This is a genomic window from Dactylosporangium sp. NPDC049525, assembly GCF_040676755.1.
Classification (GTDB): domain Bacteria; phylum Actinomycetota; class Actinomycetes; order Mycobacteriales; family Micromonosporaceae; genus Dactylosporangium.
Map to the genome: position 1 here is coordinate 325,712 of NZ_JBFAPO010000001.1, position 23,022 is coordinate 348,733.

Below are 23,022 nucleotides of genomic sequence, written 5' to 3' on the forward strand. Positions count from 1 at the left end.
CCCGCTCCCTAGTACTTCAGCAGGTTCGCGTCGTCGACGCTTGCGGAGCGTCGAGTCCGGAAGATCGACATGATGATCGCCAAGCCGACGACGACCTCGGCCGCCGCGACGACCATGACGAAGAACGCCATGATCTGCCCGTCGAGCGTGCCGTTGATCCGGCTGAACGTGACCAGCGCGAGGTTGGCCGCATTGAGCATGAGCTCGATGCACATGAACAGCACGATCGCGTTGCGCCGGATGAGTACACCCACCGCACCGATCGTGAACAGGATCGACGCCAGGACGATGTAGTACGTCGGTGTCACTTCTCGGTCCCCTTCGGTGCGACGTCTGCCGACGTCAACTCCCGGGTCGGGAGGATCTTGGAGATGCTGCGGTCCGACGGCGTGCCGTCGGGCAGCCGCGCGGGCGTCGCCACCGAGTCGGAGGTGGAGAACACGCCCGGGCCGGGCTTCGGCGCGGGGTAGTTCCCCGGCTGGAACCGGGCGAGCATCCGCTCCGGCTGGCTGATCTTGTCTTCCTTGCGCTTCTCGATGTGCGCCAGGATCATCGCGCCCACCGCCGCCGTGATCAGCAGCGCCGAGGTCACCTCGAACACGTACACGTACTTGGTGAAGATCAGCTTGGCAAGGCCGGTCACGTTGCCGGCGGCGTTCGCCTCGGTCAGGCCCTTCGGGCCGCTGTCGCCGAGCGCGCGGTACAGGGCGATGCCCAGCAGCAGCGACAGCCCGACGCCGAGCAGGATCGCCACCATCCGCTGGCCGCGCAGCGTCTCGATCAGCGAGTCCGAGGAGTCCCGGCCGACCAGCATCAGCACGAACAGGAACAGCATCATGATGGCGCCGGTGTAGACGATGATCTGCACCATGCCGATGAACGGGCCGGCCTGCAGAACGTAGAACACGCCCAGGCACAGCATCGTGATCACCAGGAACAGCGCGGAGTGCACCGCGTTACGCGCCCAGACCATGCCGATGGCGCCGATGACCGCGATCGGGGCGAGGATCCAGAAGGTGACGGCCTCGCCTCCTTTCACGTCGCCAGCGGCGGCCAGCAGTTCCAGGGAGAGGTTCACGACTGACCCCCCTTGTAGTGCTCGGCACCCGCGGACGTGCCGGGGTTCTCGAGCGCGCCGACGTAGTAGTCCTTCTCGGTGTCGCCGAGACGCATGTCGTGCGGCGGGCGCTCCATGCCCGGCAGCAGCGGCGCGAGCAGCATCTCCTTGGTGAAGATCAGGTCGCGCCGGTTGTCGCGGGCCAGCTCGTACTCGTTGCTCATGGTCAGCGAGCGCGTCGGGCAGGCCTCGATGCACAGGCCGCAGAAGATGCAGCGGGCGTAGTTGATCTGGTACGTCTGGGCATACCGCTCACCGGGCGAGAAGCGCTCGTCCTCGGTGTTGTCGGCGCCCTCGACGAAGATCGCGTCCGCGGGGCAGGCCCACGCGCACAGCTCGCAGCCGATGCACTTCTCCAGACCGTCCGGCCACCGGTTCAGGATGTGCCGTCCGTGGTACCGCGGGGCCGGAGGCTTGCGCTGCTCCGGGTACTCCTCGGTGACCACCTTCTTGAACATGTGCGAGAAGGTGACCCCGAAACCCTTGAGAGTTCCGCCGATGCTCATGCGTTCTCCTTGCCGGTCGAGACGGGCTCCCGCTCGGCGATCACGAGTTTGGCCCGCGGGCTCGGCGGCACCTCGAGGTTCATCGGCGGCAACGGGAAGCCCTTGCCGCCACCGACCCGACCGCCCGGATGTGCCTTCGGCATCTCGACGGCCGTGACATTGCGGCGCGACAGGGCCACCGCGACGAAGCCGAGCGCCAGCGCGGCGACGACGATCGCAGCGGACACGCCGAACTTGCCCGGGCCGCTGAGGCTGTCGCTGTCGATCGTCAGCAGGATGCCGGCGAGCGTCAGGATCCAGATCAGGTTGGCCGGGATCAGGACCTTCCAGCCGAACCGCATGAACTGGTCGTACCGCAGGCGGGGCAGCGTGCCGCGCAGCCACACGAAGACGAACAGCAGCAGCAGGACCTTGATGGTGAACCACAGGACCGGCCACCAGCCCTGGTTGGCGCCGTCCCACAGCGAGATCGGCCACGGCGCCCGCCAGCCGCCGAGGAACAGCGTCGTGCACAGGCCGGAGACGGTGACCATGTTGACGTACTCGGCGAGGAAGAACAGCGCGAACTTCAGCGAGGAGTACTCGGTGTGGAAGCCACCGACCAGCTCCGACTCGGCCTCGGGAAGGTCGAACGGGGCCCGGTTGGTCTCGCCGACCGCGGCGGTGAAGTAGATCAGGAAGCTCGGGATGAGCAGGATCGCGTACCAGGCGGGCAGGTCCGCGTGCCAGCCGCCGATGTTGACGGTGCCGTTGCCGGCCTGCTGCTCCACGATCTGCGAGGTCGACATCGTGCCCGACACCAGGAAGACCGAGACGATCGACAGGCCCATCGCGACCTCGTAGGAGATCATCTGGGCGCTGGAGCGCAGGCCGCCGAGCAGCGGGTAGGTCGAGCCGGAGGCCCAGCCGCCGAGCACGACGCCGTAGATGCCCATCGACGAGCAGGCCAGCACCAGCAGCACCGCCACCGGGATGTCGGTGAGCTGCAGCGGGCTGTGCGTACCGAAGATCGACACGGTCGGCCCGAACGGGATCACCGAGAACGCGGTGAACGCGCAGATCGTCGAGATCACCGGCGCGAAGAAGAAGACGACCTTGTCCGCGAGCCGCGGCATGATGTCTTCCTTGAACGCCAGCTTCAGGCCGTCGGCGAGGGACTGCAGCAGGCCGAACGGGCCGTTGCGGTTCGGGCCGGGCCGGACCTGCATCCGGGCGACGACCTTGCGCTCGTACCAGATGGCGAAGAGCGTCATGACGACCAGGAACGCGAAGATCACGACGACCTTGGCGAGCACCAGCCACCAGGGGTCTTTGCCGAACTGCTCAAGATTCTCGGCGAGGATCATGATTTGGTACCCCCAGTGCTGATCTCGACCAGCGCACCTTCGGCGACACCGAGCGTGCGGCGCAGGGTCGAGCCGGGTGAGTTCGTCGGGACCCAGACGACCCGATCGACCATGTCGGTGACCAGCGCCGGCAGGGTGATCGCGCCCCGCCCGGTGCCGACCGTCACCGCGTCACCGTCGGCGACCCCGAGGTCGGCTGCGGTGCTCTTGGAGATCCGCACGACCGGCGTGCGGGCGGTGCCGGCCAGGTGGCCGTCGCCGTCCTGCAGCGATCCGTTGTCGAGCAGGTGGTGCCAGGACGCGAGGACCGCCTGGCCGCTGGTGGGCTCGGCGACCGCGCCGGCGGCCACCGTCGGCACCGCGACCCGCACGCTGGAGCGCAGGGCGGTGCCGGTCTCGGCGGTGCCGGGCAGCGGCAGCTCCGCGAGCGCGGCGAGCTGCGCCCGCGCCGAGGCGACGTCGCCGACCCCCAGCTCGAGGCCGAGCTCGCGACCGAGCGCGTCCAGGACGCGGGCGTCGCTCATCGCGGCGGTCTTGAGCACCGTGCCGAACGGCCGGACCCGGCCCTCCCAGTTGACATACGAGCCGGTCTTCTCGACCGCCGGGGCGATCGGCAGGACCACGTCGGCACGCTTCGCGACGGCGCTGAGCCGCAGCTCCAGGCTGACCACGAAGCCGACCGCCGCAAGGGCCTCCTCGGCGGCGATCGGGTCGGACAGGTCGGCCGGGTCGACGCCGCCGACGAGCAGCGCGCCGAGCTGACCGGCCTTGGCGGCGGCGATGATCGCGTCGGTGTCGCGGCCCGAGGCGCTGGGCAGGACGCCCGCGTCGAGCTGCCACGCGGCGGCTACCTCGCTGCGCGCGGCCGGGTCGTAGACCGGGCGGCCACCGGGCAGCAGGGTCGGCAGCGCGCCGGCCTCGATCGCGCCGCGGTCACCTGCGCGACGCGGCACCCAGGCGAGCTTGGCGCCGGTCTCCTCGGCGATCTGCGCCGCGGCGGACAGGCCGCCCTCGACGCTCGCCAGCCGCTCGCCGACGAACAGGATCGCGCCGTCGGCCGACAGCGCCTCGCGCAGCTGCTCGGACGCGCCGAGCACCTCCGCCTCGGCGCCGGGCGCGGTGAGGATGACGGTCGCGCCGAGCTTCTCGAACCCGCGGGTGACGAACGGGGCGACCGCGTAGCTGGCCAGTCCCCGCTTCAGGTAGGTCTTGCGGGCCCGCAGGAAGATGATCGGGCACTCCTCCTCGGGCTCGAGCCCGACGAAGACGACCGCGCCGGCCCGCTCGATGTCGGCGTACGTGACGTCGACCCGGCCCGCGACGGACGAGCCGAGGAACTCGGTCTCCTCAGCCGACAGCGGGCGGGCCCGGAAGTCGATGTCGTTGGTGCCGAGCGCGACCCGGGCGAACTTCGAGTACGCGAACGCGTCCTCGACCGTCAGCCGGCCACCGGTCAGGACGCCGACACCGCCATTGTCCTTCGCGGCGGCGAGCCCGGCGGCCGCGACCGTGAGGGCCTCGGGCCAGCTGGCCTCGCGCAGCTCACCGGTCTTGGCGTCGCGCACCAGCGGCGTGGTCAGCCGGTCGGTGGCGTTGGTGTACTGGAACGCGAAGCGGCCCTTGTCGCAGTTCCACTCCTCGTTGACCGCCGGGTCGTCGCCCGCCAGGCGGCGCATGACCTTGCCGCGGCGGTGGTCGGCCCGCTGGTCACAGCCGGCGGCGCAGTGCTCGCACGCGTTCGGCGTGGAGACCAGGTCGAACGGCCGGGCCCGGAAGCGGTACTGCGAGCTGGTCAGCGCGCCGACCGGGCAGATCTGGATCGTGTTGCCGGAGAAGTACGAGTTGAACGGCGCGTCGTCCTCGGGCGACTCCGGGTTGCCCCGGAAGACGCCGATCTGCTCGTTGGACGAGCGCTCCATGAGGTCGATGAACTTGTCGCCGGCGATCTCGTCGGAGAACCGGGTGCAGCGCTGACACAGCACGCACCGCTCGCGGTCGAGCAGCACCTGGGTGCTGATCGGCAGCGGCTTCGGGAACTCCCGCTTTTGCTCGACGAACCGGCTCTCGGACTGGCCGTTGCTCATCGCCTGGTTCTGCAGGGGACACTCGCCGCCCTTGTCGCAGACCGGGCAGTCGAGCGGGTGGTTGATCAGGAGGAACTCCATGATGCCCTCTTGGGCCTTCTTGGCCACGTCAGAGGTCATCTGGGTGCGGACCACCATGCCCTCGGCGACCGGCTGCGTGCAGGAGGCCACCGGCTTGCGCTGGCCCTCCACGTCGACCAGGCACTGACGGCACGCGCCGGCCGGGGCCAGCAGCGGGTGGTCGCAGAAGCGCGGGATGGAGATGCCGATCTGCTCGGCGGCCCGGATGACGAGGGCGCCCTTGGGTGCCTCGACCTCGATGCCGTCGATGGTCAGCTTGACCGTGTCGACCTTCGGAACGACGTCCGTCATCAGTGGGCTCCTACCAGTTCGCCCTTGAACAGCGGGGTCTTGCGACCCTCGATGTAGTCCAGGTAGTCCTGCTTGAAGTACTTGATCGAGGACGTCACCGGGCTGGTCGCACCGTCACCGAGCGCGCAGAACGAGCGCCCGAGGAGGTTGTCGCAGGCGTCCAGCAGGGTGTCCAGGTCCAGGACGGTGCCCTGGCCGGCGAGGATGCGGTGCAGGATCCGCACCATCCAGTAGTTGCCCTCGCGGCACGGGGTGCACTTGCCGCAGGACTCGTGGTGGTAGAAGGCGATCCACCGGTACGTGGCGTAGACGATGTCGTCCTGGTTGGAAAACACCTGGACGGCGGTCGTGCCGAGCATCGTGCCGACGCCCGCCATGCCTTCGAAGTCCATCGGCACGTCGAGGTGCTCGTCGGTGAGCATCGGCGTCGAGGAGCCACCCGGCGTCCAGAACTTCAGCTCGTGGCCGGCCTGCATGCCGCCGGCCAGGTCGATGAGCTGCCGCAGCGTGACGCCGAGACCGCACTCGAACTGGCCGGGGTTGTTGACCCGCCCCGAGATCGAGTAGATCTTCGGCCCGGGCGACTTCTCGGTGCCCATGCTGCGGAACCAGGCCGAGCCACCGAGCACGATGTACGGGACGCTGGCGATCGTCTCGACGTTGTTGACGACCGTGGGCGACGCGTAGAGCCCGTGCGTGGCCGGGAACGGCGGGCGCAGCCGGGGCTGGCCGCGGTAGCCCTCCAGCGAGTCCAGCAGCGCCGTCTCCTCGCCGCAGATGTAGGCGCCGGCTCCGCTGTGGACGACCAGGTCGAGGTCGAAGCCGGTGCCGAGGATGTTCTTGCCGAGGTACCCCTTGGCGTACGCCTGCTCGACCGCGGCCCGCAGGCGCCGGGCGGAGTGGACGGCCTCACCGCGGATGTAGATCGCGGCGAAGTTGGCCCGGATCGCGTAGGAGGCGATGATGACGCCCTCCACCAGCGAGTGCGGGTCGGCCATCATGAGCGGCAGGTCCTTGCAGGTGCCCGGCTCGCCCTCGTCGGCGTTGACCACGAGGTAGTGCGGCTTGCCGTCGTTCTGCGGGATGAAGCCCCACTTCATGCCGGTGGGGAAGCCGGCGCCGCCGCGGCCGCGCAGGCCCGAGTCCTTGACCAGCTGGATCAGCTCGTCAGGGTGCGCCTTGAACGCCTTGCGCAGCGCGGTGTAGCCGTCGAGCCGCTCGTAGACGTCGATCTTCCACGCGTCGGGTGACAGCCAGCGCTTGGTGAGCACCGGCGTCAGCTTCGACAGCGATTCCTGGGAAGGCTGGTAGTCGAGGGTCACGGCTTCGCCTCCTCCTTCTTCTGAGGCTGCGGGCCGTCACCGGCCGGCTTTCCGTCCGAGGCGGCCTTGGGCATGGTCTCGGTCGGCTTCGGCGCTTCGTCGGCCTTTTTGGTGATCGGCGTTTCGGGGTCAAAACCGGGGACCGCGATGCCGAACCGCTCCGCGAGCCGGTTGCCGGCGAGGGTCGGCTCGCCCGCGGGGCCGTCAGCGATGACGTCGTCGCCCCGGTCGTCGGCGAAGCCGGCCAGCTGGACCGCCATCTCCTTGAGCGTGCACAGCCGCGTGCCGCGGGTCGGCTGCGGGCGCTCGCCGTTCTGCAGCTGCTTGACCAGGTTGAGCGCGCTGTCCTCGGTGATCTGGTCGAAGAACTCGTAGTTGACCGTCATCACCGGCGCGTAGTCGCAGGCGGCGAGACACTCGGCGTGCTCGAGCGTGATCTTGCCGTCGGCGGTCGTCTCGTCGTGCCCGACGCCGAGGTACTCGTGCAGCGCCTCATACGCCTTGTCGCCGCCGAGCACGCCGCACATGGTGTTGGTGCAGACGCTGACGAGCCAGTCGCCGGTCGGCTTGCGCTTGTACATGGTGTAGAACGTCGCCACCGCGCCGACCTGCGCCTTGGTGATGTTCAGGATCTCGGCGCAGAAAGCGATGCCCTCCGGCGAGACGTACCCCTGCTCCGACTGCACCAGGTGCAGCAGCGGCAGCAGTGCCGAGCGCGACCGGCCCTCGGGATACCGCGCGATGATCTGCCTCGCACGGTCGTGCGTGGCCTCACTGAACGCCATTAACGATCACACCCACCCATGACGGGGTCGAGCGAGGCGCCGCCCACGATGACGTCGGCGAGCAGCCCGCCCTCTGCCATCGCCGGAATCGCCTGCAGGTTGACGAAGCTGGGCTCCCGGTAGTGCACCCGATAGGGCCGGGTGCCGCCGTCGGAGACCGCGTGCACGCCGAGCTCGCCGCGGGGAGCCTCGAGCGGGACGTACACCTGGCCGGGCGGAACCCGGAAGCCCTCGGTGACCAACTTGAAGTGGTGGATCAGAGCCTCCATCGACTGGCCCATGATCTTCGCGACGTGGTCGAGGGAGTTGCCGAGACCGTCGCCACCGATGGCCAGCTGCGCCGGCCACGCGATCTTCTTGTCGGCGACCATGATCGGTCCGGGCTCGAGGCGGTCCATGGCCTGCTGGACGATCCGCACCGACTGGCGCATCTCGTTGAGCCGGACCTGGTAGCGACCCCACGCGTCGGCGGTCGTCTCGGTCGGCACCTCGAAGTCGTAGGTCTCGTAGCCGGCATACGGCTGCTGCTTGCGGATGTCCCACCCGAGGCCGGCGGAGCGCAGCACCGGACCGGTGATGCCCAGCGCCAGGCAGCCGGTCACGTCCAGGACGGCGACGCCCTTGGTGCGCTCCTGCCAGATGGTGTTCCCGGAGAGCAGGTCCTCGTACATGTCGATGCGCTCAGGCATCCAACCCAGGAACTCCCGGATCTTGACGAGCGCCTCGTCGGGCACGTCCTGCGCGACGCCGCCCGGGCGCACGTAGGCCATGTTCATCCGCAGGCCGGAGATCATCTCGAAGATGTCGAGGATGTACTCCCGCTCGCGGAACCCGTAGATCATCATCGACAGCGCGCCGAGCTCCATGCCGGTCGTCGCGAGCCACACGAGGTGGGACGCGACCCGGTTGAGCTCCATCATCAGGATGCGAATGGTCTTGGCACGGTCGGTGATCTGGTCCTCGATGCCGAGGAGCTTCTCCACCGCCAGGCAGTAGCCGGTCTCGTTGAAGATCGGCGCCAGGTAGTCCATGCGCGTGACGAACGTGGTGCCCTGGGTCCAGTTGCGGAACTCGAGGTTCTTCTCGATGCCGGTGTGCAGGTAGCCGACGACGGTGCGGGCCTCGATGACCGTCTCGCCCTCGAGCTCCAGGACCAGGCGGAGCACGCCGTGGGTCGACGGGTGCTGCGGGCCCATGTTGACGACGATGCGCTCTTCGGTGCCCGCCTCGTTGACGACCGTGTCCCAGTCGCCGCCGGTGACGGTGAAGACCTTGCCTTCCGTGGTCTCCCGAGCGCTGGCGTAATCGGTGCTCACTGGTAACTCCTCCGCTGGTCCGGCGGTGGGATCTCGGCGCCCTTGTACTCGACCGGCACGCCGCCGAGCGGGTAGTCCTTCCGCTGCGGGAAGCCCTCCCAGTCGTCGGGCATGAGGATGCGGGTCAAGTTGGGGTGGCCGTCGAAGACGATGCCGAACATGTCGTACGTCTCCCGCTCCTGCCAGTCGGCGGTCGGGTAGATCTGCGTGACGCTCGGCAGGTGCGGGTCCTCGGCGGTGATCGCCGCCTCCAGCCGGATGCGGCGGCGGAACGTCATCGAGGTCAGGTGGTAGACGGCGTGCAGCCGCCTGCCGTCGGAGCCCAGGTAGTCCACACCGGACACCGACGAGAGCAGCTCGAAGCGCAGTGCCGGGTCGTCCCGCATGATCTGCGCGACCTCGGCGATGCGCTCGGGCACCACGTGCAGGGTCAGCTCGCCACGGTCGACCACAACCCGCTCGATCGCGTCGTTGAAGCCTGGGTACGCCTCCTCGAGGCCGTCGACGACCTCGTCGAAATACCCGCCGAACGGGCGCGGCGAGTCCAGCTCGACCTCCCGGCGCCGGCGAAGACCGCCGAAGCCGGAGGTGTCGCCCGTGCCCTGCACGCCGAACATGCCCCGCCCGGCGCCACTGGACGGCGGAAGCTGCGCCGGTGCGCCGAGCTCGGCGCCGACCGGTTCTACGTCAGTCACTTCGCTCCTCCGGACAGGTTCGCCCGCTCTTCCATCCACTTCTGGATGCGCAGCTGCTCCTCGCGGCCCTGAGCGACGGCCTTGGTCCACTCGGCGTTCTTGGCCTTGTCGAACCGGTAGCTCGACGGCATCGCGCCAGGTGCCACGATCGGCGGACCGTCGCGCTCGACCCGCGCCTCGATCATGCGGCGGCGACGGTCACCGAGCGGCTCGGCCATCACCTTGTCGTGCAGCCGCAGGATCGCGTCGATCAGCATCTCGGGCCGCGGCGGGCAGCCCGGCAGGTACATGTCGACGGGCACGATGTGATCGACGCCCTGCACGATCGCGTAGTTGTTGAACATGCCGCCGCTGGAGGCGCAGACACCCATCGAGAGCACCCAGCGGGGCTCGGGCATCTGGTCGTAGATCTGGCGCAGGACCGGGGCCATCTTCTGGCTGACCCGGCCGGCCACGATCATCAGGTCGGCCTGGCGGGGGCTGGCCCGGAAGACCTCCATGCCGAAGCGCGCCAGGTCGTAGCGGGCGGCGCCGGTCGCCATCATCTCGATGGCACAGCAGGCCAGACCGAACGTGGCAGGCCAGAAGCTCGCCTTGCGCGACCAGTTGACCAGCTTCTCGACGCTGGTCAGCAGAATGCCGGTCGGTACCTTTTCCTCGATGCCCATGGCTCAGTCCCAATCCAGCCCGCCGCGACGCCACACGTAGGCGAACGCGACGAACACCGTGACGATGAACAGGACCATCTCCACGAACCCGAACACCCCGAGCATGCCGAAGTTCACAGCCCACGGGTACAGGAAGATGATCTCGATGTCGAAGACGATGAAGAGCATCGCGGTCAGATAGAACTTGACCGGGAAGCGACCACCGCCGACGGGCTGCGGAGTGGGCTCGATGCCGCACTCGTAGGCGTCGAGCTTCGCCTTGTTGAAGCGGCGCGGCCCGACGAACGGGGCCGCCGCCACCGAGAACAGCGCGAAGGCTGCGGCCAGGGCGAAGAGTCCGAGGATAGGTACGTACGGCGCGAGCGACACTGTGCTGCTCCGTCCTTTCGGCGAGCCCGGCGGGGCTGCCGCCCCAGGGGACCACTCAAGCTGTATGCGGTTTAACACTATTCGGTGATGTCCGGACTGCTTCGTCCGGGGCACCCCAAATGCGGCTTTGGGCTGTGCTTTTGTCTGGCGCTCAGGCTGCGGGCGCCATGCGGGTCATCGCGTTGATCACGCGGTCCATGGCGTCGCCGCCTCGCGGGTCCGTGAGGTTGGCGAGGAGCTTCAGCACGAACCGCATGAGCATGGGATGTGGCATGCCGTGCTTGGTGGCCATCCGCATCACCTGCGGTTGGCCGATGAGCTTCACGAAGATGTTGCCGAGCCGGTAGTAACCGCCGTAGCGCGCCTTGAGCTCAGCGGGGTAATTGGCGAGCACCCGCTCACGCGAGGTGCCCTGCGGGCGGGCCAGGGCCTGGATGGCGATCTCCGCCGCCAGCTCGCCGGACTCCATGGCATACGCGATGCCCTCACCGTTGAACGGGTTGACCATGCCGCCGGTGTCGCCCACCAGCAGCACGCCCCGCGTGTAGTGCGGCACCCGGTTGAAGCCCATCGGCAGCGCGGCACCCTGCGGCTTGCCGTCGGCGTTGGCCGGATCCGACAGGCCCCACTCGGCCGGCGTGTTGTCCAGCCAGTCGGCGAGCAGCGTCTTGTAGTTGGTCTTGCCATAGGCCACGCTGCTGTTGAGCACGCCGAGGCCGACGTTGACCCGGCCGTCGCCGAGCCCGAAGATCCAGCCATAGCCGGGCAGCAGCTTGTCGCCGGACTCCCGGCTGCGCAGCTCCAGCCACGACTCCAGGTAGTCGTCGTCGTGGCGGAACTCGCTGCGGAAGTATTGCCGGACCGCGACGCCCATCGGCCGGTCCTCGCGCTTGGCGATGCCCAGCGCGAGCGCGAACCGGCCGGAGACCCCGTCGGCCGCGATGACCAGCGGCGCCCGGAACTCCAGCGGCTCCTTGTCGGGCCCGGTCGCGGTCACGCCGACCACCCGGCCCGTGCGGTCGAGGATCGGCCCGCTGACCGGCGTGCCCGTGCGCAGGATCGCGCCGGCATCGGTCGCCGCGGTCGCCAGCATGTCGTCGAAGTCCATGCGGGTGCGGGTCAGGCCATAGTCCGGGTAGCTCGCAAGGTCGGGCCAGTCGAGCTCGAGCCGGATGCCGCCGCCGATGACGCGCAGGCCACGGTTGTGCAGCCAGCCCTTGTCCTCGGTGGTGTCGATGCCCATCTTGATCAGCTGCTTGACCGCACGGGGGGTCAGACCGTCGCCGCAGACCTTCTCCCGGGGGAACTCGGTCTTCTCCAGCAACAGCACCCGCAGCCCGTGCCGGGCAAGGTGGAACGCGGCGGACGACCCGCCGGGCCCCGCGCCGACGACGATGACATCCGCGTCTTTTTGAGTGTCGGTCACGGCCGTCACCTCCTGCCCTTCGTCATGCTGACCGGTCGTTTCCGGCTCGTGAAAGTCTTCACAAAGTCCTTCTGGTGGGAGTCTAGAACCGTGAAGAGGCCCGCTGTCGGTTAGGCGACCCTAAGTTTTCACCCGAGCGGTCACCTAGATCCGCAAATGGGACGACAGGGCAGCGGACGGTCCGGTTCGCCAGTTGGCGGATAGCGATCATGAGGCTGAGTTATCCACAGAAAATTCTTGTCCGTCGACAGGCGGTGAGTGCATGACGATCCTCGGACATCATGAACCCCGGGCAGCCGGACCGTGACCGGCTCGACGCATACGCCGCTGAACAACGCGGACTCTTTACTCGTACACAGGCTTTGAGCTGCGGATTTACGAACCCGCGGATCAGGACCAAACTGCAGGCGGGCGACTGGACGGCGATCCTCCGGGACGTCTTCGCCGACCGCGGCCTGCCGGTCACCCCACGCCTGCGCGACGTCGCCGCTCAGCTCGCTCTTCCCGGCGCCGTGCTCGCCGGTCCGTCCGCCGCCCGCTGGCATGGCTGGGACGTGCCGAGCGCCGAGACGTTCGTGGCGTTCCAGGCGCGCCGCCCCCGGCTCAGGCACGTGCACGTGCTGCTGCAGGAGGTGCCGGCGACGGACGTCTGCGGCATCGACGGCGTCCGCGTCACCAGCACCGAGCGCACGGTCTTCGACTGCGCCCGCCTCCTGCCCGACGGGGCGGCCTCGGCGCTGCTCACCACCGCCCTGCAGGAGTGCTGGACGACCATGCCCGACCTGGCGACCCGCATCCGTGACGCGACCGGCCGGCACGGCACCCCGCGGCTGGTCCGCCTGATCCGGGTCGTCGCGCTCGGCAACCGCACCTCGGCGCAGAAGCTGGCCGGCAAACTGCTGCAGCGGGCCGGGATCTGGGGCTGGACCCCGCACGAGCCGATCAGCGACCGGTGGGGCCTCATCGGCCTGGGCGATCTGGTGTTCCCCGAGGCGAAGCTGGTCATCGAGCTCGGCATCGACGAGCTGGAGGTGGCCGCGCCGCCGCAGGAGCGGCACACCCGGCTCGCCGCGGCCGGCTGGACGGTCGTCAACTATTCCTGGAACGACCTGACGACCCGCCCGTCGGAACTGGTGGCGGAGCTGCGGCAGCACCTGGACCGCCTGACCCCGGTCCGGTGGTGACCAGGATGATGCGACCACGCTGGACTGGACGCGGCACGGCCAGGCGGGGCCGGGGGCGTTCAGGCCCGCACCGCTGGAAACCACGCCCGGTGGCCCGTCCGCCGCCCGCCTGGGCCCGGCTCCGGCCGGCCCGCCGCCCGCCGGCCGGGCTCCCGTCGTGATCCCGAGTGGATCCGATGGCGCTGGAGCCTGTCGCGAATCGGCGACTCATAGGTCACCGGTCACGGCGGCGAGCCCGCCTCCTGCGCAGTGGTGCGTATAGGCGGTGTGCGGTCTCCGGATTGAGGGCTATCGCACAATGCCTATGGCGCAGATCGGGCATATGTGGGCATTGGCCGGCGCCTGACCGGATCGGCGAGAGGTGTGCAGTGGCGGAGGCGACAGGCGAGCGCCCCCGAGACCGCGCACGCGCCCGAGCCCGCCGCACACGCGCCGAGACTGCCGCGCACACGCGCCCGCCGCACGCACGCGCCCGCCGCACGCACGCGCCCGAGCCCGCCGCACGCCCGAGACCGCCGCGCACACGCGCCGAGACCGACGCGCACGCGCCCGAGACCGCCGCACGCGCAGGCAGTGCGAGCGCAGCGAGCATTGGGGGTCTGGGGTGAGCATCCCCAGGAGTCCGCGGGAAAAAGCGCAGGTCAGACGCGGAAGCCGCGGTGCAGGGCGACGACGCCGCCCGTCAGGTTGCGCCAGGCGACCTTGCGCCAGCCGTTGGCGGTGACGCGGGCGGCCAGGCCCTCCTGGTCGGGCCACGCACGGATGGACTCGGCGAGGTACACATAGGCGTCCGGGTTGCTGGAGACGCGCTTTGCGACCTGAGGGATGGCCTTGACCAGGTAGCCGAGGTAAGCGCCGCGGAACGGGCGCCAGGTCGGGTGGCTGAACTCACAGATGACGAGGCGGCCGCCGGGCTTTGTGACGCGGGCCATCTCCAGCAGGGCAGCGTCGGTGTCGACGATGTTGCGCAGGGCGAAGGAGATGGTGATCGCGTCGAAGGTCTGGTCGGCGAAGGGCAGGGCGAGGGCGTCGCCGGCGATCAGGGGGACCGCGGGGCGCTTCGCGTGGCCGGCCTGGAGCATGCCGATCGAGATGTCGACGCCGACGGCCTGGGCCCCGGACTTGGCGAGTTCCTCGGTGGAGACGCCCGTGCCGGCGCCGAGGTCGAGGACGCGCTCGCCGGGCTTGAGGCCGAGGGCGAGCCTGGTCTCGCGGCGCCAGATGCGGTCCTGGCCGCCCGAAATAACCGTATTGGTGAGGTCATACCGGCGCGCGACGCCGTCGAACATCGCGGCGACCTCGTGCGGCTGCTTGTCCAGGGAGGCGCGGCTCATGACGACACCGGGGTGAGCGGGATGGAGCGGCCGGTGCCGCCTCCGGGGATGGCGATCGAGGAGAAGTGCGACTGCACGCGGTCGTCCGTCGGGTCGTCGGCGGGGGTCCAGTGGACCCGCAGGTGCCGGTACTGGGTGTCGCGCTGCGCCGGGGTGCGGTCCGAGTCGCGGATCATCTGGACCAGCTCGGTGAGGCGGGAGCGGTGGCGGGCGCCGGCGGAGGAGATGACGTTCTCCTCCAGCATGATCGAGCCGAGGTCGTCGACGCCGAGGTGCAGCGACACCTGGCCGACGTCCTTGCCCGTGGTGAGCCACGAGGACTGCAGGTGGGCGATGTTGTCGAAGAACAGCCGGGCGACGGCGACCAGGCGCAGGTATTCCAGGCTGGTCGCCTGGGTGCGGCCCTTCAGGTGGTTGTTCTCCGGCTGGTAGGTCCACGGGATGAACGACCGGAAGCCGCCGACGGTGCCGGCCAGGTCGGCGTCGACCGAGTAGCCGTTGGCGACGGCCTTGTCCTGCACGTCGCGGATCATGCGCAGGTGCTCGATCCGCTCGGCGTTGGTCTCGCCGGTGCCCATCATCATCGTGGCGGTCGAGGAGACGCCGAGGCGGTGGGCCTGGGTCATGACCTCCAGCCAGCGCTCGCCTGACTCCTTGAGCGGGGCGATCGCCTTGCGAGGGCGCTCGGGCAGCATCTCGGCGCCGGCGCCGGCGATGGAGGCGAGACCGGCGGCCTTGATCCGGACGATGGACTCCTCGATGGAGACGCCGGAGACCTTGGCCATGTGCAGGACCTCGGACGGGCCGATCGAGTGGATGACCAGCGCGGGGAAGGCCTGCTTGACCGCGGAGAACAGCTCCTCGTAATACTCGACGCCATACTCCGGGTGATGGCCGCCCTGCAGCATCACCTGGGTCGCGCCGAGGTCGACGGCCTCCTGGCAGCGGTGCAGGATCTCCTCGGTGTTGTGGGTCCAGCCCTCGGCGTGCTTCGGCGCCCGGTAGAAGGCGCAGAACTTGCACGCCGTCACGCAGACGTTCGTGTAGTTGATGTTGCGGTCGATGATGTACGTGACGATGTTGTCCGGGTAGCGCCGGCGGCGCACGGTGTCGGCCGCCTCGCCCAGCGGGTGGAACGGGGCGTCGGTGTAGAGCAGCAGCGCCTCTTCCGGGCTGATCCGCCCGCCGTCGGCCGCGCGCTGCAGGATGTCGCTGATCACCGGAGTCTCCGTCACGCCTCCGAGACTACGTGGGATCACTCGACGCGCGGCAGGGCCCCGCGATCTGTCGTGCCTAGGATCACCAAGTGACTGACATGCGCTATCGACGCCTCGGCTCCTCCGGCCTCTCCGTCTCCGTCGTTGGCATCGGCTGCAACAACTTCGGCGGCCGTATCGACGCGGACCGCGCGGCGGAGGTCGTGCACGCCGCGATCGACCTCGGCGTGACCCTGTTCGACACCGCCGACGTCTACGGCCTGACCCCCGGTGCCTCGGAGGAGGCGCTCGGCGCGGCCCTGGGCAAGCGGCGCGACGAGGTCGTCATCGCGACCAAGTTCGGCGCGGACCCGCGCGGCGCCAACGGTCCCGACTGGGGCGCGCGGGGCGGCCGCCGGTACATCGCCAAGGCCGTCGAGGCGTCGTTGCGGCGGCTCGGGACCGACTACATCGACCTGTACCAGCTGCACACCCCGGACCCGCAGACGCCGATCGAGGAGACGCTCGACGCGCTCGACGCGCTGGTGCAGGCCGGCAAAGTCCGATACATCGGGCACTCGAACTTCACCGGCTGGCAGACCGCGGACGCGGCGTGGACCGCGCGGGACCGGCGCCTGACGCCGTTCGTCAGCGCACAGAACTACTACTCGCTGCTGGAGCGGTCCGTGGAGAAGGACCTGGTGCCGGCGCTGGAGCACTACGGGGTGGGGCTGCTGCCGTTCTTCCCGCTCGCGCACGGGCTGCTGACCGGCAAGTACCGGCGCGGCGAGGCCGCACCTCAGGGCACCCGCCTGGCCCGTGACGTCTTCGAGAAGGTCCTCGCCACGGCGCCCTGGGACACGATCGAGCGGCTCGAGAACGTCGGCAAGGAGCGCGGCGTCGACCTGCTCGCGGTGGCGATCGGGGGCCTGGCCGCCCGGCCGGCGGTCACCAGCGTGATCGCCGGTGCCACCAGTGCCGAGCAGGTCAGGGCCAACGTCACCGCCGGATCCTGGATCCCCACCGAAGAGGACCAGGCCGCGATCGAGGCCGCGCTTACAGGTTGATCCGACCCACGACGTCCGAGGATGGGGTATTCGAGCCGCCGGCAGGCTCCTTCGTAATGGCGAAGGCAGGTGCAACGCGGTCGATGTACTGCCGCCCGGACCCGCCCGGGACAACACCAACCGACACCGGGCCAGCACCGATCATCCACAACTGGTAGTCCTTGTCAGCCCCCGGATCGGCCAGGCCGTCCAGGACCGCCACCGCGGCATTCCGTGACGGCGACACGATCAGCGTTACCCGGCCGCCCGCCATCTCGGAGGAGACCAGGCGGGCGTCCGGCGCGGCGAGCACCGCGTCGATCCGGGCGTTCTCCTGCTGGATCCCGTCCTGCGCGATCGTCCACGTCCCGACGCCCACCCCGGCCGCCAGCACGGCCGCGGCCACGGCGCCGACGGTCCATCGCAGCAGCCGGGAACGCTGGGATCGCCCGGCACCGGCAGAACTGCGGCGAGGCCGTTCCTGGGCGGTCCGGCCGATCTCCGCCAGCACCGCCTCACGCAGCCGAGGCGGCGGCGGCGAAGCGACCGCGTGGGTCAGCCAGGACGCGGTCTCGCGCAGCTCGGCGACCTCGACCGTGCACGCCCCGCACTCGCGCAGGTGCCGGTCGAACGCGGCCCGTTCCAGATCGTCGACCGCGTCGAGCGCGTAGGCGCCCGCCAACGCGTGGATGTCCACCGTCTCGGTCATCAGAACGCCACCCCCAAGCAGTCCCGCATCCGGATCAGCCCGTCACGCATGCGTGTCTTGATGGTCGGCAGGGCGGCGCCGAGCAGGTCGGCGACTTCGCGGTAGCTGTTGCCGTTGTAGTAGGCGAGGGTGATCGCCTCGCGTTGCAGGTCGGTGAGACCGTCGAGACAGCGGCGGACCTGCTGCTGCTCGATGCGGGCGGTGGCGGTCTCGACCACGTCGTCGTACGGCGTGTCGACGCTGCTCGCGGCCACCCGCTGGGCCCGGTCGTTGCTGGCCTGCTCGGCCCGGACACGGTCGACGGCCCGGCGGTGCGCGATCGTGAAGACCCACGCCGTCGCGGTGCCGCGGGTGCCGTCGAAGCGGCCGGCGTTGCGCCACACCTCGACCATGACCTCCTGCGCCACCTCCTCCGACTGGGCGGGGTCGCGCAGGACGCGGCGGATCAGCCCGTACACGCGCGGCGACAGCAGGTCGTAGAGCTCGGCGAAGGCCCGCTCGTCACCACGGGCAACCCGGCTCAGCAGTTCACCGGCGTCGACGCGCCGCTGCGGGGCGGGCACGGCGACGAGCCGCTGGGTGGGCAGCTCCTCGTGTTCGGGTCTCATATCGTTCATTCGGAGCAGCTGCCGCGCCGGATTGGACCAGACCCACGCCTCATGCGTCGTAGTCCACCACGACCTTGTCCGTGATCGGCAGGGCCTGGCAGGTAAGGACGTAACCGGCGGCGACCTCGTCGGGCTCCAGGGCAAAGTTGCGGGCCATCGAGACTTCACCGAAGACGACCTTCGCGCGGCAGGTGGAGCAGACGCCGCCCTTGCACGCATACGGCAGCTCGGGTCGCTGCCGCAGCGCCGCGTCGAGGATCCGCTCGTCGGGAGCCATCGCCACGCGGGACGTGCGGCCGTCGAGGACGATATCGACCGTCACACCTGCAATGTCCGAAGAAGGCGCGCGCGCCACCGGTACCTCGGCGACATGGAACAACTCCGTGTGCACAACGTCGTCCGTGACGCCCCGGAGGCTCAACGCGACCCGAGCGTCCAGGACCATGCCGTGCGGGCCGCACAGGAACCACTCGTCGACGGTGCCCGCCGGCAGCAGCGTGTCGAGGATCGCGCCGACCCGCTGCTCGTCGAGGCGGCCGGACAGCAGCGCCGACTCCTGCGCCTCCCGGGACAGCACGTGCACGATGTGCAGCCGCTCCCGGTAAAGGTCCTTGAGGTCGGCGAGCTCCTCACCGAACATGACGGTGCCGGCGGCCCGGTTGCCGTAGACGACGGTGAATCGGCTCGACGGCTCCACCTCGAGGGCCGTCGCGACGAGCGACAGGACCGGCGTGATCCCGGAGCCGGCCACCAGCGCGGCGTAGTGCCGGGTCCGCGACGGGTCGAACGCGCTGGTGAAGTGGCCCAGCGGGGGCATGACGTCGATCTCGTCGCCCGGGCAGAGGTCGGCGACCGCGTAGGACGAGAACGCCCCGCCGGGCACCGCCCTGATCCCGACCCGCAGGACGCCCTCGGCGGCCAGCCGCGACGGGGTCGAGCAGATTGAATACGAGCGGCGGATCTCCGTGTCGCCGTCCCAGCGCCGGACGGTGAGGTGCTGCCCGGCCTGGAACGCGAACGCCGCCCGCTGCCCGGCCGGCACGTCGAAGGTCACCACGACCGAGTCGTCGGTCAGCGGCTCGACGTCCACGACCGGCAGGCGCTGAAACGTGGGGCGGCGCAGCTTGAGCGGGGTCGTCATATCGCCTTCACCGCGTCGAAGGGCTCGAGGCAGGACGTGCAGCGCCACAGCGACTTGCACGCGGTCGAGCCGAACCGGGACAGCTGCTCGGTCGCCGGCGACCCGCAGCGGGGACAGCGCAGGGACAGCTGGACGGTCACCTTGGTTGAAGAAGGAGGTGCGATCCCGGCCGCGGCCAGCTTCGACCGGCCTTCGGGAGTGATCATGTCGGTGGTCCACGGCGGGTCGAGGACGGTCTTGACGGATATTTCGGACACGCCCGCGTCGTGCAGCGCGGACTCGATGTCGGCGCGGATCAGGTCCATCGCGGGGCAGCCCGAATACGTCGGGGTGATCGTCACCGTGACGGCGTCGCCGTCGACCGTGACGTCGCGCAGGATGCCGAGCTCGGCGACGTTGAGGACCCGCAGCTCCGGGTCCTTGACGGCGGCGACCACGTCGAACAGCGTCACCAGCGGGCCCCCGGATGTGCGCGGTGCAGCACCTGCATGTCGGCGAGCAGCTTCGCCAGCGCCTCGGTGTGCACGCCGCGGCCGCCTTGAGCCTCTTCAGTGACCGGAGGCTTCGTCAGCGTCGCCTCGGTGAGGACCGCATCGATCGCCTCCAGCCACGCCGGGCGCAGCGTCGACGGGTCGACCACGACGCCGGCGACGTCCAGCGCGCGGACGTCCGGGTCCAGCGCGAACAGCTGGTGCGTATACGGCCACACCAGGTCGACCGCGGCCTGCATGCGGCGGTGCGACTCCTCGGTGCCGTCGCCGAGCCGCACGACCCACCGGGAGCTGTGATCGACGTGATACGCCGACTCCTTGCGCGCCTTCGCGGCCACCGCGGCGAGCCGCTCGTCGCCGACGCCGATCGACCAGTCGTAGAGCAGCCGCTGGTACACCGACAGGAACAGCAGCTTGGCCATGGTGACCGCGAAGTCGCCGTTGTCCAGCTCGACCATCCGGACGTTGCGGAAGTCCTGCTCCGAGCGCAGATACGCCAGGTCGTCCTCGGTGCGGCCCTTGCCTTCGAGCTCGCCGGCGTAGGTCAGCAGCATCCTGGCCACGCCGAGCTGGTCGAGGGCGATGTTGGCCAGGGCGATGTCCTCTTCCATCTCCGGCGCACGCGAGCACCACTCGCCGAGCCGCTGCGCGGTGATCAGCGCGTCGTCGGCGAGGCCGAGCACATACCCTGCGTGGCTCATATGTGTGCCGCACCTTCGGGCACGTCGTAGAACGTCGGGTGCCGGTACACCTTGTCGGCGGCGGGCGCGAAGAACGCGTCCTTCTCGTCCGGGCTGCTCGCCGTGATCTCCGTGGCCGGGACGACCCAGATCGACACGCCCTCCTGGCGGCGGGTATAGACGTCACGGGCGTTGCGCAGCGCCATCTCCGCGTCGGGCGCGTGCAGGCTGCCCACGTGGGCGTGCGAGAGGCCGCGCCTTGGTCGGACAAATACCTCAAACAGCACTTTTCTGCACCTTCTTCGAGGCGTATGTCGCGGCGGCTTCACGGACCCAGGCGCCGTCCTCGTGCGCGCGGCGGCGGTGGTCCATCCGCTCCTGGTTGCACGGCCCGTCGCCCTTGATCACCCGCATCAGCTCGGCATAGTCGGGCTGGGTGTAGTCGTGCTGCTGACGCGCCTCGTCCCAGCGCAGGTCAGGGTCGGGGATCCGCAGGTCGAGGATGCCGGCCTGCTGCACGCACATGTCGACGAACCGCTGCCGCAGCTCGTCGTTGGTGAACCGCTTGATCTTCCAGGCCATCGACCGCTCGGAGTGCGTCGAGTCGCCGTCGGGCGGCCCGAACATCGCCAGCGACGGATACCACCACCGGTCGACCGCGTCCTGCGCCATGGCCTTCTGCTCGGGCGTCCCGTGCGACAGCGTGTGCAGGATCTCGAACCCCTGCCGCTGGTGGAACGACTCCTCCTTGCACACCCGGATCATCGCCCGCGCATACGGCCCGTAGGAGCAGCGGCACAGCGGCACCTGGTTGACGATCGCGGCGCCGTCGACCAGCCACCCGATCGCGCCGACGTCGGCCCAGGTCAGCGTCGGGTAGTTGAAGATGGAGCTGTACTTCTGCCGGCCGTCGATCAGCATCTCGACCAGCTCGTCGCGGGAGATGCCGAGCGTCTCGGCCGCGGCATAGAGATACAGCCCGTGCCCGGCCTCGTCCTGGACTTTCGCCAGCAGGATCGCCTTGCGCTTCAGCGACGGCGCGCGGGAGATCCAGTTGCCCTCCGGCTGCATGCCGATGATCTCCGAGTGCGCGTGCTGCGCGATCTGCCGGATCAGCGTCTTGCGGTACGCCTCCGGCATCCAGTCACGTGGCTCGATCTTCTGATCCGCCGCGACGATCGTGTCGAAGTAGGCCTGAAGGTCGGATCCGGCCGCCACGTCACGGCCGGCGGCCTGCTGCAGGTCCCGCTCGGCGCTGTCCACCTGCTCGAGGAGCGGGGCGAAATCGTTGCCGTACACCCCCTCAGTGTTACAGCAACTGACCGACTCAGCAAGAAGGTGTCACAGTCGTCGAGCCAACTACCAGCGACTTTTGAGCGCGTCCGGGCTGCGGGTGAGGCGTTGGAGGGAGAGACTGTCCGGGTTCATCACGTCAGGTCACCCCCTGATCTCTTACGACGTGTTAACGCCGGCAATACCTGTTTATGACCAGCGGTCGATGCAATGGGTGCGACCGCCAGGGAGGGACCACCGACCCATGCGCAAGCGCGTCGGATTCACCGTGTTCATACTGCTCGCCGTCGCAGTGATGGTCGGCGTGCCGTTTGTGTGGGGCAGCGACATGCTGGACGATCTCGGCTCCAGCGCCGCCGCGCCCGCCGCCGTCGCCGAGACCTCGTCCGCGTCGCCGTCGGGCAACCCGACCCGGAAGGCCAACCCCGCCGCGCCCACCGCCCCGAACCTGCCGCCGGCGCTGCTGCACCCTGCCCCGGTCTCCGTCAACGCCACCGGCTTCTGGTCCTGGACCGTGCTCGACCGCCGCACCGGCGCGATGGCCGGCTCCGACAACGCCGCCACCACCCAGCGCACCGCCTCGATGATCAAGGCGTGGCTGGCCTCGGACTACCTGCGCCGCACCCCGAACCCCAGCACCTCGAACCTCCGCCAGCTCACGTCGATGATCCGCAACAGCGACAACACCGCCGCCTCGTACTTCTGGGGGCTCAACGGCCGCTCGGCGAGCATCACGCGCCTGGTGCAGATGTGCGGCCTGACCGACAGCAAGGCGTACATCGACTGGGCCAGCACCATGGTCTCCGCCCGCGACGCCGCCCGCATGGGAGCCTGCATCGGCGACGGCCGCGCCGCCGGCGCCAAGTGGACCGACTGGGTCCTCAACGAGATGCGCAACGTGAGCAGCAGCCAGGAGTTCGGCGTGGTGCCCGCGCTGCCGGCGGCGGAGAAGGCGTCGACGGCGGTCAAGAACGGCTGGATCGTGCGCAGCGACGGGAAGTGGCACGTCAACTGCATGGCGATCGGGACCGAGTGGGTGCTCAGCGTGCTGACCGTGTACCCGTCATCGAAGGGCATGAACTACGGCGCCGACATCTGCGCCAACGTGACCCGCCAGCTGCAGGCATAGATTTTCCTGCTCCGGTCCGTCGTGGGCGCGGCCCGCCGCTCCCGTCAGCCACCGGGCCGGGGCCCAGCTTCGCCGGCCCTGGCCCTGCCACCTCCGCGTGCGGTTGCGCGGACACGACCTGCGGTCGTGAACAGGCCCGCGGCCTCCGGCCGCGACCGGGGGGGGCGGGAGTGGGGCGGGGGGTGGGCGGCGGGGGAGTCAGCGT

At 69.6% G+C, this 23,022-nt stretch carries 23 protein-coding genes and 1 pseudogene; 3 read left to right on the top strand and 21 right to left on the bottom strand.

Going from position 1 to position 23,022, the window contains the following annotated elements:
* Positions 1 to 8: 8 nt before the first annotated feature.
* From nuoK to AB0K00_RS01440, 12 genes and pseudogenes are all read right to left on the bottom strand, one after another.
* Positions 9 to 308: an NADH-quinone oxidoreductase subunit NuoK gene (nuoK, locus tag AB0K00_RS01385; protein WP_033363255.1), complete on the bottom strand. Its 300-nt coding sequence runs from the start codon at positions 306 to 308 to the stop codon at positions 9 to 11.
* Positions 305 to 1,078, bottom strand: coding sequence for an NADH-quinone oxidoreductase subunit J (locus tag AB0K00_RS01390; protein WP_363513455.1), 774 nt, complete (start codon positions 1,076 to 1,078; stop codon positions 305 to 307). The genes nuoK and AB0K00_RS01390 overlap by 4 nt, the downstream gene beginning before the upstream one ends.
* A complete protein-coding gene (nuoI, locus tag AB0K00_RS01395) occupies positions 1,075 to 1,623 on the bottom strand; it encodes an NADH-quinone oxidoreductase subunit NuoI (RefSeq protein WP_363513458.1) in 549 nt (182 codons plus the stop codon). Before nuoI ends, AB0K00_RS01390 begins: the two co-directional genes overlap by 4 nt.
* Positions 1,620 to 2,969 (bottom strand): NADH-quinone oxidoreductase subunit NuoH, encoded by a 1,350-nt coding sequence (gene nuoH, locus AB0K00_RS01400; RefSeq protein ID WP_363513461.1) that lies wholly within the window; start codon positions 2,967 to 2,969, stop codon positions 1,620 to 1,622. The genes nuoI and nuoH overlap by 4 nt, the downstream gene beginning before the upstream one ends.
* The gene (locus AB0K00_RS01405) at positions 2,966 to 5,425 is read right to left on the bottom strand and encodes an NADH-quinone oxidoreductase subunit G (protein WP_363513464.1); all 2,460 of its coding nucleotides are present in this window, start codon (positions 5,423 to 5,425) and stop codon (positions 2,966 to 2,968) included. The genes nuoH and AB0K00_RS01405 overlap by 4 nt, the downstream gene beginning before the upstream one ends.
* Entirely contained in the window at positions 5,425 to 6,747 is a 1,323-nt protein-coding gene (gene nuoF, locus AB0K00_RS01410) for an NADH-quinone oxidoreductase subunit NuoF (RefSeq protein ID WP_363513467.1), read from the bottom strand. Before nuoF ends, AB0K00_RS01405 begins: the two co-directional genes overlap by 1 nt.
* 5 nt (positions 6,748 to 6,752) lie before the next feature.
* A pseudogene (gene nuoE / locus AB0K00_RS01415) lies at positions 6,753 to 7,532 on the bottom strand (NADH-quinone oxidoreductase subunit NuoE); the annotation flags it as partial.
* Positions 7,532 to 8,848 carry an NADH-quinone oxidoreductase subunit D gene (locus AB0K00_RS01420; RefSeq protein ID WP_363513470.1) on the bottom strand — a complete coding sequence of 439 codons (1,317 nt, stop codon included), beginning with the start codon at positions 8,846 to 8,848 and terminating at the stop codon, positions 7,532 to 7,534. The pseudogene nuoE and the gene AB0K00_RS01420, both read right to left, overlap by 1 nt.
* Complete coding sequence (locus tag AB0K00_RS01425) at positions 8,845 to 9,465, bottom strand: NADH-quinone oxidoreductase subunit C (protein WP_363514975.1); 621 nt, start codon at positions 9,463 to 9,465, stop codon at positions 8,845 to 8,847. The genes AB0K00_RS01420 and AB0K00_RS01425 overlap by 4 nt, the downstream gene beginning before the upstream one ends.
* 74 nt (positions 9,466 to 9,539) lie before the next feature.
* A complete protein-coding gene (locus AB0K00_RS01430) occupies positions 9,540 to 10,211 on the bottom strand; it encodes an NADH-quinone oxidoreductase subunit B family protein (RefSeq protein ID WP_363513473.1) in 672 nt (223 codons plus the stop codon).
* A gap of 3 nt (positions 10,212 to 10,214) precedes the next feature.
* A complete protein-coding gene (locus AB0K00_RS01435; protein ID WP_327007031.1) occupies positions 10,215 to 10,580 on the bottom strand; it encodes an NADH-quinone oxidoreductase subunit A in 366 nt (121 codons plus the stop codon).
* A gap of 151 nt (positions 10,581 to 10,731) precedes the next feature.
* Entirely contained in the window at positions 10,732 to 12,006 is a 1,275-nt protein-coding gene (locus tag AB0K00_RS01440) for a geranylgeranyl reductase family protein (RefSeq protein ID WP_363513477.1), read from the bottom strand.
* Positions 12,007 to 12,368: 362 nt separating this feature from the next.
* Here AB0K00_RS01440 and AB0K00_RS01445 point away from each other — a divergent pair, with 362 nt between their 5' ends.
* Positions 12,369 to 13,190 (top strand): hypothetical protein, encoded by an 822-nt coding sequence (locus tag AB0K00_RS01445; protein ID WP_363513480.1) that lies wholly within the window; start codon positions 12,369 to 12,371, stop codon positions 13,188 to 13,190.
* A 641-nt stretch (positions 13,191 to 13,831) separates the two neighbouring features.
* On the opposite strand, the gene AB0K00_RS01450 is transcribed toward AB0K00_RS01445, so the two are convergent.
* Together AB0K00_RS01450 and mqnC are read right to left on the bottom strand one after the other, a co-directional pair.
* Positions 13,832 to 14,524 carry a demethylmenaquinone methyltransferase gene (locus AB0K00_RS01450; RefSeq protein WP_363513483.1) on the bottom strand — a complete coding sequence of 231 codons (693 nt, stop codon included), beginning with the start codon at positions 14,522 to 14,524 and terminating at the stop codon, positions 13,832 to 13,834.
* Positions 14,521 to 15,759: a cyclic dehypoxanthinyl futalosine synthase gene (gene mqnC / locus AB0K00_RS01455; RefSeq protein WP_363513486.1), complete on the bottom strand. Its 1,239-nt coding sequence runs from the start codon at positions 15,757 to 15,759 to the stop codon at positions 14,521 to 14,523. The genes AB0K00_RS01450 and mqnC overlap by 4 nt, the downstream gene beginning before the upstream one ends.
* 80 nt (positions 15,760 to 15,839) lie before the next feature.
* Between mqnC and AB0K00_RS01460 the strand changes: the two genes are divergently transcribed.
* Positions 15,840 to 16,787 carry an aldo/keto reductase gene (locus AB0K00_RS01460; protein WP_363514978.1) on the top strand — a complete coding sequence of 316 codons (948 nt, stop codon included), beginning with the start codon at positions 15,840 to 15,842 and terminating at the stop codon, positions 16,785 to 16,787.
* Here the strand turns inward: AB0K00_RS01460 and AB0K00_RS01465 are convergent.
* From AB0K00_RS01465 to paaA, 7 genes are read right to left on the bottom strand one after another with little or no spacing between them, the layout of a single operon-like run.
* Positions 16,777 to 17,475, bottom strand: a complete 699-nt coding sequence (locus tag AB0K00_RS01465; RefSeq protein WP_363513489.1) for an anti-sigma factor — start codon at positions 17,473 to 17,475, stop codon at positions 16,777 to 16,779. The genes AB0K00_RS01460 and AB0K00_RS01465 overlap by 11 nt on opposite strands.
* On the bottom strand, positions 17,475 to 18,083 hold the full coding sequence (gene sigK, locus AB0K00_RS01470) for an ECF RNA polymerase sigma factor SigK (protein WP_363513492.1): 609 nt from the start codon (positions 18,081 to 18,083) through the stop codon (positions 17,475 to 17,477). The genes AB0K00_RS01465 and sigK overlap by 1 nt, the downstream gene beginning before the upstream one ends.
* 49 nt (positions 18,084 to 18,132) lie before the next feature.
* Positions 18,133 to 19,224 (bottom strand): 1,2-phenylacetyl-CoA epoxidase subunit PaaE, encoded by a 1,092-nt coding sequence (gene paaE, locus AB0K00_RS01475; protein WP_363513495.1) that lies wholly within the window; start codon positions 19,222 to 19,224, stop codon positions 18,133 to 18,135.
* Complete coding sequence (gene paaD, locus AB0K00_RS01480; protein ID WP_363514981.1) at positions 19,221 to 19,679, bottom strand: 1,2-phenylacetyl-CoA epoxidase subunit PaaD; 459 nt, start codon at positions 19,677 to 19,679, stop codon at positions 19,221 to 19,223. Before paaD ends, paaE begins: the two co-directional genes overlap by 4 nt.
* The gene (paaC, locus tag AB0K00_RS01485) at positions 19,673 to 20,416 is read right to left on the bottom strand and encodes a 1,2-phenylacetyl-CoA epoxidase subunit PaaC (RefSeq protein WP_363513498.1); all 744 of its coding nucleotides are present in this window, start codon (positions 20,414 to 20,416) and stop codon (positions 19,673 to 19,675) included. The genes paaD and paaC overlap by 7 nt, the downstream gene beginning before the upstream one ends.
* On the bottom strand, positions 20,413 to 20,724 hold the full coding sequence (gene paaB, locus AB0K00_RS01490; RefSeq protein WP_363513501.1) for a 1,2-phenylacetyl-CoA epoxidase subunit PaaB: 312 nt from the start codon (positions 20,722 to 20,724) through the stop codon (positions 20,413 to 20,415). Before paaB ends, paaC begins: the two co-directional genes overlap by 4 nt.
* Positions 20,672 to 21,694 (bottom strand): 1,2-phenylacetyl-CoA epoxidase subunit PaaA, encoded by a 1,023-nt coding sequence (gene paaA / locus AB0K00_RS01495; RefSeq protein ID WP_363513504.1) that lies wholly within the window; start codon positions 21,692 to 21,694, stop codon positions 20,672 to 20,674. Before paaA ends, paaB begins: the two co-directional genes overlap by 53 nt.
* A gap of 238 nt (positions 21,695 to 21,932) precedes the next feature.
* Between paaA and AB0K00_RS01500 the strand changes: the two genes are divergently transcribed.
* Positions 21,933 to 22,817, top strand: coding sequence for a hypothetical protein (locus tag AB0K00_RS01500; RefSeq protein ID WP_363513507.1), 885 nt, complete (start codon positions 21,933 to 21,935; stop codon positions 22,815 to 22,817).
* Positions 22,818 to 23,022: the final 205 nt, after the last annotated feature.

Excerpts from the sequence above, each read along its gene's own strand:
- nuoI (WP_363513458.1), bottom strand. The coding sequence starts at position 1,623 with ATGAGCATCGGCGGAACTCTCAAGGGTTTCGGGGTCACCTTCTCGCAC.
- nuoH (WP_363513461.1), bottom strand. The coding sequence starts at position 2,969 with ATGATCCTCGCCGAGAATCTTGAGCAGTTCGGCAAAGACCCCTGGTGG.
- AB0K00_RS01405 (WP_363513464.1), bottom strand. The coding sequence starts at position 5,425 with ATGACGGACGTCGTTCCGAAGGTCGACACGGTCAAGCTGACCATCGAC.
- AB0K00_RS01425 (WP_363514975.1), bottom strand. The coding sequence starts at position 9,465 with ATGTTCGGCGTGCAGGGCACGGGCGACACCTCCGGCTTCGGCGGTCTT.
- AB0K00_RS01430 (WP_363513473.1), bottom strand. The coding sequence starts at position 10,211 with ATGGGCATCGAGGAAAAGGTACCGACCGGCATTCTGCTGACCAGCGTC.
- AB0K00_RS01450 (WP_363513483.1), bottom strand. The coding sequence starts at position 14,524 with ATGAGCCGCGCCTCCCTGGACAAGCAGCCGCACGAGGTCGCCGCGATG.
- AB0K00_RS01460 (WP_363514978.1), top strand. The coding sequence starts at position 15,840 with ATGCGCTATCGACGCCTCGGCTCCTCCGGCCTCTCCGTCTCCGTCGTT.
- AB0K00_RS01465 (WP_363513489.1), bottom strand. The coding sequence starts at position 17,475 with ATGACCGAGACGGTGGACATCCACGCGTTGGCGGGCGCCTACGCGCTC.
- sigK (WP_363513492.1), bottom strand. The coding sequence starts at position 18,083 with ATGAGACCCGAACACGAGGAGCTGCCCACCCAGCGGCTCGTCGCCGTG.
- paaE (WP_363513495.1), bottom strand. The coding sequence starts at position 19,224 with ATGACGACCCCGCTCAAGCTGCGCCGCCCCACGTTTCAGCGCCTGCCG.
- paaC (WP_363513498.1), bottom strand. The coding sequence starts at position 20,416 with ATGAGCCACGCAGGGTATGTGCTCGGCCTCGCCGACGACGCGCTGATC.
- AB0K00_RS01500 (WP_363513507.1), top strand. The coding sequence starts at position 21,933 with ATGCGCAAGCGCGTCGGATTCACCGTGTTCATACTGCTCGCCGTCGCA.